This is a genomic window from Yoonia sp. 208BN28-4 (assembly GCF_037543925.1).
Taxonomy (GTDB): Bacteria; Pseudomonadota; Alphaproteobacteria; order Rhodobacterales; family Rhodobacteraceae; genus Yoonia.
Genome location: NZ_JBBIFY010000001.1, coordinates 1,224,626 through 1,233,758, shown reverse-complemented (window position 1 = coordinate 1,233,758; position 9,133 = coordinate 1,224,626). Strand labels below are relative to the sequence as shown.

The following is a 9,133-nucleotide window of genomic DNA, read 5'->3' as shown; positions in this document are numbered from 1 at the left end:
GCCGGGGGGGATCATCCATACTTCTCTTTTTTTGCCTCGGAAAGTGCCCCAGTCTTGTTGAGCCGAGCGGTCCCGTCCATACAACCAACGACTGGTAAGGCTTCCTACCATCCCAGCCAGCAATTCCTCAGATGACAAAGTTGTGCTGGCCGCGCCGCAGTAATGCGGTCGAAAGCCGACCGATCCTCAGACGAGGATCAGGTCGTTTTCAAGTAGGGCCACTGTGGTGTTCTCAACCGTCAGGTGGCCATCGTCTCCGAAGTCGAAGACCACGTGCGCGCCAAGTTGGGCAGCGTAATCAAAGGCCTCCCCCACCGCGAAGGCAAAGTTATCAAGCGCGATTTTGTCGATGGTGCTTTCAAAATCCTTCACGACATCGGTGCCCTCGCCGCGGTCGAAGTGGAATTCATCCGCCCCTGCCCCGCCGTAAAGCACATCAACACCAGGCCCGTCGCCGCCGTCCAGAAAATCATCGCCCGATCCGCCGTAAAGCGTGTCCGCTCCAGCCCGACCATACAGCCTGTCATCACCACCGTAGCCGCGCAGCATATTGGCATCAGCGGAACCAAGAAGCATGTCGTTGCCTGTGCGCGATCCTGCAGCACTTTCAAAATTGCGGATGGTATCGTTCACGGCCCATGAGCCGCTGACCTGATCGGCCTCCAGATCAATCCGCACGCCATTGGAGCTGTCGTAATAGCTGATGTAATCCGTGCCCGCGCCGCCATCGAAGGATTCGACACCGCCGCCCACGCGCACGTAATCGTTGCCATCGCCCAATTCGACCTTATCGGCGCCGGCACCTGCATAGACCTTATCGTTGCCGCCATATGTGCGAATGACGTTGGCGCCGGATGTGCCGGTAATATGATCCGATCCTGTGCGGGAACCACCAACGCTTTCAAAGCCCGTTACGGTATCGTTGCTGGCCCAAGACCCGCTTGCTGTGCCTTTTTCAAGGTTCAGCTTAACGCCGTTGGAGCTATCGAAATAGCTGATGTAGTCGTTGCCCGCGCCGCCCGAGAAGTTTTCGACGCCGCCGCCCACGCGCACGTAATCGTCGCCGCTGCCAAGGAATACATCGTCCTGTCCCTTGCCGGAAAAGACGCGATCGTTTCCGGCGCCGCCATATAATCTGTCATCGCCGTCGCCGCCATGCAGTTTGTCTGTGCCAGCGCCGCCGAACAGGCTGTCGTTATCCGCCTCACCATGCAGGCTATCGTCGCCAAAGCCGCCATACATGCTATCGGCACCGTCACCGCCGAAAAGGCTATCGGCATCACTGACGATGATCGCCTCACCCACGGGCACGACGGTTGCGCCGTTCATCACTGACAAATCCTTGGTCGCGCCATTGCCGCCAAGGACACGGATTTCCGACACGTGAAGATATTGCCCCGCGTTGACCACGCGGACCTCGCTGAGGGTGATGCCGTCCGGCACTTCGAAAAGATGGGCGCTTTGCCAGCTTGCGCCGGTAATCGGAGCGGACTGTGCGGCAAGAGTGCCGTCAGCGTCATAAAATTCGACAACAACACCGTCGAGCCGGAAGGAACTGCTCGCACGGTTGATCACCTCGACCAGTTGGGCCTCAACCGCCGTATCAAAGGCAATCGACAGATATTCCTGCGCGTCGTTCCACGTGTGGTTGAAAGTATCCACGTTGCCATCAATGGCGAAATCGGCTGTGTAGCTGCCATACTGGCTGGATTGTGTGGCCGTGACATTTGTCGGATCGGTTGCGACAAAATCAATCAACCCGCCCGCGCCGATATCAATGATCTGAGTTGCGGACTGATCTGTCACGGACCAGTGATGCACAGGCGCGGGCCCCGCTGGTGCCGAGAACGCATCTTGGGCAATCGCTGCATCGCTGCGCTGTCCGTCAAAGATACGCATATCACCGATGACGCCTTGGAACGTCTGACGGATATCAAAGCCGCCGCCCAGATTGTCCTGATCCTGCCCAAAGACAAGCGTGCCGCCTGTGCCGATCACGGCACCTGCCTGAAGCGTGCCTGTCCAAGCAACTGCGCCGTCGATATGCACGCGTAGCTGACCCGTGGCAGCCTCCCATCCGACGCTGAGCCGGTGGCTGTTGCCGTCGATGAGCGACAGAGTTTCGATGTCGGTATCGATAATTTCGCCGTTGATCTCGATCCGAAGCATGCCGTCATTGCGGCCCTGCACCAGAAACGTATCGGCGTTGCCTGCTGTTGCATAAGACACGAAAGTCGTTTCGCGCGAGGACATGCGGGTGATGTCCACCATCATGTCAATCGTGAACGCAGGCTGGCTGAGTGCGGTCAACCCTTCGGCCGCAAGATACTGGTCAAACTGGACGGGATCGTTGTTCATCAACACGCCGGTAAAGGCACGCGGATCGGGTGTTGCATCATAGCTGTCAGACCCGCCGATCATCACATCGTCGCCAAGCCCGCCAAAAAGCACATTGTTGGCCGCGTTGCCGCGCAAGGTATCGTTGTGGTCAGACCCGACACCGTTTTCAACCACAGCCCCGTAAGCAATCGACACGTTGTAAACCCGACCATTGGTAGAGCTGAACGCCCCTTCACGCAGGTCCAGATCAACCGCCACGCCAGAGCCGGACAGATCAAGCGTATCGTTGCCAGCCGCATCCCAGATGCTGAAGGCCATGTCGATATTGGACCGTTCGCTGCCTGATCCATTGGTGCGGGTCGAATCGAAATCGTAGGCATTCCCAGCCGTGGCATTAAAGCCGTAGGTGTCATCGCCCGTCCGCGTGGATGTGTTGACGCCATATTCGATCTGGATCGCAAGGATATCGTGCAGGCCCAAGGTCGACAGCTGGCCGAACGATGCGCCGGTGTTGCTTTCGGACCAATAGCTCATGTTGGAGTACTGGCCGCTGTCGTTCCAGTATTCGGCATTATCGACGTAGTTGGACCCACCACCGTTATAGGCTCCGGGATGGTTGAGGCCGAGGGCATGGCCGATCTCGTGCAGCATCAGGTTCTGGTTATAGGTCCCCGGCTCCATCTCCGGCTCCCATCCGACACGGGACACGACAACCTCTTGCCCATTCCAGTAGCCGCCACCGTTCTGACCATCGCGGTATTTGAAGGTGATATCGGGATCATCCAGCGGATCGGCGACCTCATTAAAGACAAGAAGGCCAACCTCTGCATACTGATCAAGGATTTTGCGGGTGTTAATCTGGTTGATCTCTTCAAACGCATTGATCGGGTCGTCAGCGGCTGATCCATCGTAGAAGTAATACGTCACAGCGGTTTTACCGTCGATGATATTACCGTCGTCGGCCCATGTTGATCCCTGACGGGCAAGGTGCTGGGCGGTTTCATACGCGCTCCAGATCGGCTTGTCGTAGGGGTTCAGCGTTTCGTCATCTGACGAAACAGGCGGCTCCATGATAGTTCCGGTGTCTTCCCATTCGCGCGCAAGCGATTCCATGCAAAACTGGCAGCAGCATTGGTCCGTGTCCCAGTGGCTATCAACAACCGTCATATCTTCACCATTCCATTACAGGTTCCGAAAACCGCTATGTACGAATGATGCCAACAACGTGGCAAAGACGGGTCAACACTGCCGCAATCTTGGAAAATTTCATTGTACTTCAAGCCTCTATTTCGGGATTCGCAACAGAACCGCGTCATAGAGATGACTTATTCAAATTCGGGAACAATCGACCAGCCGAAACCATGTGGCGCGGCGTTCGGGCATGACACCGCCGACGAACGACAGATTTCCGCCTAATCGCCTGCCATCTGCGCCAAGGCTTTGGCAAAGAAATCCACATCGCCAAAGTTGCCTGACTTCAGCGCCAGCGCCACATCAAAGCCTGCAATCCTGACCATCGGCACACCCGCCGCGATCCGTGGTCCAATGTCGAGCGCGCGGGCATCCAAGGCTGTCACAACCGCGCCAGAGGTTTCACCGCCTGCGACAACGATCCGCCCGAACCCCGCGTCGACCAAGGCCCGCGCCACGTCTGCGAAAAGTGTTTCGATGGCGCGCGCGGCGGTGTCACTGCCGTGTTTCGCTTGGGCTGCGGCCACGTCATCGGGATCGGCAGATGAATAAACCAGCGGCGCCACGCTTTGCACTAAAATCCAGTTCACGACGGTCTGCGGCGTGATATCGCCCGCGACAATGGCATCCACGGTCACTTCGAGCGCTGGCGCATCTTTGCGAAATGCCGCGACCTGTGCGCGGGTCGCGCGACTGCATGATCCCGACAGGACCACACCGCGTGTTGTCACAGGTGTCCAATGCGGCATGGACGGCGTTGCGCCAAAGTTGGCCGGTAGCCCCAATGCAATGCCGGACCCACCGCAGAGCAGCGGCAGCCCAAGGGCCGCCAGACCGATTGTGCGCAGATCATCGTCGCGGATCGCATCCACGATGACGTGGCCCCTGTCGGGCAAAGCATCACGGATGGCATCCGCACCACTCCACACAGTCGGCGCCGCGATATGCGTCACTGGCCTGTGCGATTGCGCTGCCAGCACGCGACGCAGGTCGGCGTCTGTCATGGGCGTCAGCGGATGGTCTTGCATGCCGCTTTCGTTCAGCGGCACATCCCCGACGAACAACTGCCCCATGTAGACCGACCGACCGTTTTCGGGAAACGCCGGACACACGATCACAGGTCCCGCACCCAACCTGTCGGCAAGCGCATCCAGCACCGGCCCGATATTGCCCTGCGGCGTTGAATCAAAGGTTGAGCACACCTTGAAGATGATCTGTTTCGCCCCTTGGCCAATAAGCCAGTCACACGCGGCTACGGATTGCGCGATGGCATCTGCAACTGGCGCGGTGCGCGATTTGAGAGCCACAACACCTGCATCAACGTCCGACCGCCCTGCATCAGGCACGCCACTGAATTGCGCGACGGTCATGCCCGCCTCGGCAATGGTCAGCGCGATGTCGGATGCGCCGGTGAAATCATCCGCGATGACGCCCAGCTTCATGTGACAGGCCCCACATCAAGACGCGAGATATGGCTGGCAGGCCCTTGCGGAAAGCGCGACCTGACAAGTGGATCATGCCCCGGAACAATCAGCGAGGGCGCGCTTGCCAGCCGCTCAAGCGTGTCAAAGCCGTCAAGCATGTCCTGCAAATCAACGACAATCGGAAACGGTTTGCGGGCCTCTACATTTTCGTAGAAATGCGCCGCGTCAGAGGCCAACACCAGCCAGCCGACAGACGTCATGACCCGCACACATTGCAGCCCGCGCGAATGGCCACCGATGCGGTGCAGCGTGACGCCCTCTGCAATCTGGCTGTCGCCATCGTGAAAGAGCACCTTGCCTGCGTATAACCGTTTGATCGCCTCGCAGACGTGGTCGGCGGTGAACGGCATTTTCAACGTGTCGTGGCACATGCATGGCCCTGTCGCATAAGCCATCTCGGCGGCCTGAAGGTGCAATGTCGCATTGGGAAAGTGGTGCAGCCCGCCCGCGTGATCATAGTGCAGATGGGTCACGATCAGTTGGTCAATATCCTGCGGCGCAATCCCAAGCGGGGCCAGTGCCGGACCGGGCTCCAGCAGAATCGGACGATCGCGGGCCTTTGCCTCGGCGTGATCATAGCCGGTATCGACCAAAATAGTCTGATCCCCACGCCGCAGCACCCACATGAAATAGTCCATCGGGTGTGGCGCGTCGTGATTGTCGTCAAAAATAAAGCTGTCCGCCCGCACCCGTGCGTTGCGATCCGCGTATTTGACCGCAAAAACCTCCCACGGGGTCATGCGATCACCCGCGTAAAGGTTGCCACGTCCTTTTTCAGGATCATCGGGGCGACCATTTGATCAAAGGACTTGAAGTGCGCGCTGTCCAGATGGGCCGCGAAAGCCGCGGGATCGTCGTAAACCTCGTAAAGAAACACCTGCGCGGGGGTATCATCGTTAAAGCAGACATCAAACCGCTGGCACCCCTGCTCAACGCGCAGGGACGTTGCCGCGTTTTCGATCATGGCAGCGTGAAAGGCATCCACCTGATCGGCAGCAATGTCGAACCGGACTGTAACAGCAAACATGGCAGTGTCCTTTCTGAGAGCACCTTTCAGCCCAGCCAAATGCCAGATCGGGTTTGGCGCAACATCTAAATGCAGGATCGGGGTATCTTCGCGCCCGCATTAATGTATACGTTATTGCGAAAGTGGCTCAGATGCAAGGGATCGCGCAGATGCAAGACTACCAGATAGCTGTGTTTCACGGGGATGGAATCGGGCCTGAGATTATGGCCCCGACACTGGATATCCTGCGCGCTATGGCGCAGCGGTCAGACAGCTATCATCTGGCGTTCACCGATGCGCCTGCGGGTGCTGCGCATTACGCCCGCACAGGCGATGCCTTGCCCGCCGCGTCGATGGACACCGCACGGCGCGCTGATGCGATCCTTCTGTCTGCCATGGGGTTGCCCGATGTGCGCTATGCCGATGGCACCGAGATTTCCCCGCAGATTGATCTGCGCAAAGCATTGACCCTATTTGCGGGCGTGCGGCCCGTGACTGTGCGGGCCGGTCAGCCAACGCCGCTGAAACTGCCCGCGGGCAAGGACATCAACTTTGTCCTGATCCGCGAAAGCACCGAGGGCCTTTTCTTTACGCAAGGCACCGGCGAGGTCACCGAGACCGAGGCGCGCGAAACACTGCGGATCACCCGCGACATTTCGGAAAAGCTGTTCCGGTTTGCGTTTGATATGGCGCGCACCCGTAAAGAGGCTGGCGACGGACCGGGACGCGTCACTTGCGTCGACAAGGCCAACGTGTTTCGCGCCTTTGCCTTCTTTCGCGAGATTTTCGACGAAGAGGCCGCAAGAAACCCCGACCTGACAGCCGATCACGCCTATGTTGACGCCACCGCCCTGTGGATGGTGCAAAAGCCGTGGAACTTTGACGTGATGGTCACGGAAAACATGTTTGGCGACATTCTGTCCGATCTTGGCGCGGGCTTGATGGGCGGGCTGGGCCTTGCCCCCTCTGCCGATATCGGGCTCGACAATGCGGTTTTCCAACCCTGCCACGGCTCTGCCCCCGATATCGCGGGGCAAGGGCTGGCGAACCCCTTTGCGATGATCCTATCAGCCGCGATGATGCTGGAGTGGCTTGGTCTGCGCCATGATAACGCCGCGATGGTGGCGGACGGGCGGCGGTTGCGTGAAACCGTCGACCGCATCGTGGCGGCGGGCACGCATCTGACCCGTGACTTGGGCGGCACCGCCACGACAGCAGAGGCGGCACAGGCGGTGCAAGACGCCCTTGATCGCGCATGACTTTGCGCGTTGCCTGTGTGGGTGCGGGCTATTTCGCCCGTTTCCACTACGACAGTTGGGCGCGGATGGCGCGGGCTACATGCGTCGCCGCTTGTGACCATGATTTGTCCAAGGCGCGCGCGACGCGTCTGCCAGCCTACGATGATCTGGCACAGATGTTGGCGGACCAGACACCCGATATTCTTGATATCATCCTGCCCCCTGACGGCCACCGCGCCGCGATCACGACAGCCCTGCAAGCCGGTGTGCAAACGCTGATCTGTCAAAAGCCGTTCGGCACCTCGCTGGTTGAGGCCCAACAACTGACCACGCTTGCCGAAGATGCGGGTGCCACGCTGGTGATCCACGAAAACTTCCGCTTCATGCCGTGGTATCGTGCCATGAAGGCCGACATTGATGCGGGTCTGATCGGTGAGGTGCACCAGATCACCTTTCGGCTCCGCCCCGGCGATGGTCAGGGGCCGGATGCCTATCTGGATCGGCAGCCGTATTTCCAGTCGATGCCGCAACTGCTGATCCACGAGACAGGCGTGCATTGGGTGGACACGTTTCGCTATCTGCTTGGCGATCCCACAGCCGTTTACGCCGACTTGCGCCGGATGAACCCCGCCATTCAGGGCGAGGACGCTGGGTTTGTTATCTTTGACTTTGCAAACGGCACGCGCGGGCTTTTTGACGGGAACCGACTGCTGGATCATGCCGCGGATAACAAGCGCCGCACGATGGGCGAGGCCATGATCGAAGGCACCGCTGGAACGCTCACGCTTTATGGTGACGGGTTGGTGACCTTCAGGGCATTTGGCGCGCTAGCCGAGGAAACACGCCTGCCGCCTGATACCCATGACGGCTTTGGTGGCGATTGCGTGCATCACCTGCAAAGCCATGTGGTCGCAGGACTGCTGGACGGCACGCCGCTGGAAAACATGGCCCGCGACTATCTGAAGGTCCGCGAGATTGAAGACGCGATTTATCGCTCAGACGCGGAAGGGCGCAAGATCACGCTTTAGGCGTCGCGCACGACCAACTGACGCTGCTGGCCCAGACCATCAATCGACAACTCCATCACGTCGCCCTCTTTGAGGTAGACCGGCGTTGGTTTCATCCCCATGCCGACCCCCGGAGGGGTGCCGGTGCTGATCACGTCGCCCGGATGAAGTGTCATCAGCTGAGACAGATGCGAGATAATCTGCGCCACGGTAAAGATCATCGTGCCGGTGTTTCCGGTCTGCATCCGCGTGCCGTTCACATCAAGTGACATATCAAGGTTCTGCGGGTCGGCGATGTCATCGCGCGTAACAAGCCACGGGCCTGTGGGGCCAAAGGTGTCGCAGGATTTGCCCTTGGTCCATTGGCCGGAAAGCTGCGTTTGAAACTGACGCTCTGACACGTCATTCACGATGCAATAGCCCGCGACGTGGTTCAGCGCGTCAGCCTCGTCCACGTATTTTGCCGCCGTGCCGATCACCACGCCAAGTTCAACTTCCCAATCGGTATTGGTCGAATTGCGCGGCAGGCTGACGTTGTCATTGGGGCCGACGATCGCTGAATTGGCCTTGAAAAACAGGATCGGATGATCGGGCTCGGCCATGCCAGCCTCTGCCGCGTGGTCGGAATAGTTCAGACCGATGCACAGAAACTTGCCGATATTGCCGACACAGGCGCCAAGGCGGGGATTTCCCGCAACCTCTGGCAACGTGTCGGGGTCAATTGCGCGCAAGCGGTCCAGCACGTCATCGCCAAGTGCTGTGCCGTTGATATCGCCCACATGCCCCGTCAGATCACGCAGCGCGCCGCTAGCGTCGATCATACCGGGCTTTTCCTGACCTGCTTCACCGTATCTGACCAGTTTCATT

Annotated in this window: 7 protein-coding genes; 2 read left to right on the top strand and 5 right to left on the bottom strand. The window is 59.1% G+C overall.

What is annotated here, in order from left to right:
* Positions 1-186: 186 nt before the first annotated feature.
* The 4 genes from V8J84_RS06080 to V8J84_RS06065 form a co-directional block, all read right to left on the bottom strand.
* On the bottom strand, positions 187-3,507 hold the full coding sequence (locus V8J84_RS06080) for a M10 family metallopeptidase C-terminal domain-containing protein (RefSeq protein ID WP_339929014.1): 3,321 nt from the start codon (positions 3,505-3,507) through the stop codon (positions 187-189).
* Between the two features lie 245 nt (positions 3,508-3,752).
* Positions 3,753-4,973: a 3-oxo-tetronate kinase gene (gene otnK / locus V8J84_RS06075; RefSeq protein WP_339929012.1), complete on the bottom strand. Its 1,221-nt coding sequence runs from the start codon at positions 4,971-4,973 to the stop codon at positions 3,753-3,755.
* The gene (locus tag V8J84_RS06070) at positions 4,970-5,755 is read right to left on the bottom strand and encodes an N-acyl homoserine lactonase family protein (protein WP_339929010.1); all 786 of its coding nucleotides are present in this window, start codon (positions 5,753-5,755) and stop codon (positions 4,970-4,972) included. The genes otnK and V8J84_RS06070 overlap by 4 nt, the downstream gene beginning before the upstream one ends.
* Complete coding sequence (locus V8J84_RS06065; RefSeq protein ID WP_339929008.1) at positions 5,752-6,042, bottom strand: putative quinol monooxygenase; 291 nt, start codon at positions 6,040-6,042, stop codon at positions 5,752-5,754. Before V8J84_RS06065 ends, V8J84_RS06070 begins: the two co-directional genes overlap by 4 nt.
* A 149-nt stretch (positions 6,043-6,191) precedes the next feature.
* Here V8J84_RS06065 and V8J84_RS06060 point away from each other — a divergent pair, with 149 nt between their 5' ends.
* Positions 6,192-7,280, top strand: a complete 1,089-nt coding sequence (locus V8J84_RS06060) for an isocitrate/isopropylmalate dehydrogenase family protein (protein WP_339929006.1) — start codon at positions 6,192-6,194, stop codon at positions 7,278-7,280.
* Positions 7,277-8,287: a Gfo/Idh/MocA family protein gene (locus V8J84_RS06055; RefSeq protein WP_339929004.1), complete on the top strand. Its 1,011-nt coding sequence runs from the start codon at positions 7,277-7,279 to the stop codon at positions 8,285-8,287. Before V8J84_RS06060 ends, V8J84_RS06055 begins: the two co-directional genes overlap by 4 nt.
* Here the strand turns inward: V8J84_RS06055 and V8J84_RS06050 are convergent.
* Positions 8,284-9,132 carry a fumarylacetoacetate hydrolase family protein gene (locus tag V8J84_RS06050; protein ID WP_339929002.1) on the bottom strand — a complete coding sequence of 283 codons (849 nt, stop codon included), beginning with the start codon at positions 9,130-9,132 and terminating at the stop codon, positions 8,284-8,286. The two genes, V8J84_RS06055 and V8J84_RS06050, sit on opposite strands and share 4 nt — an antisense overlap.
* Position 9,133: the final 1 nt, after the last annotated feature.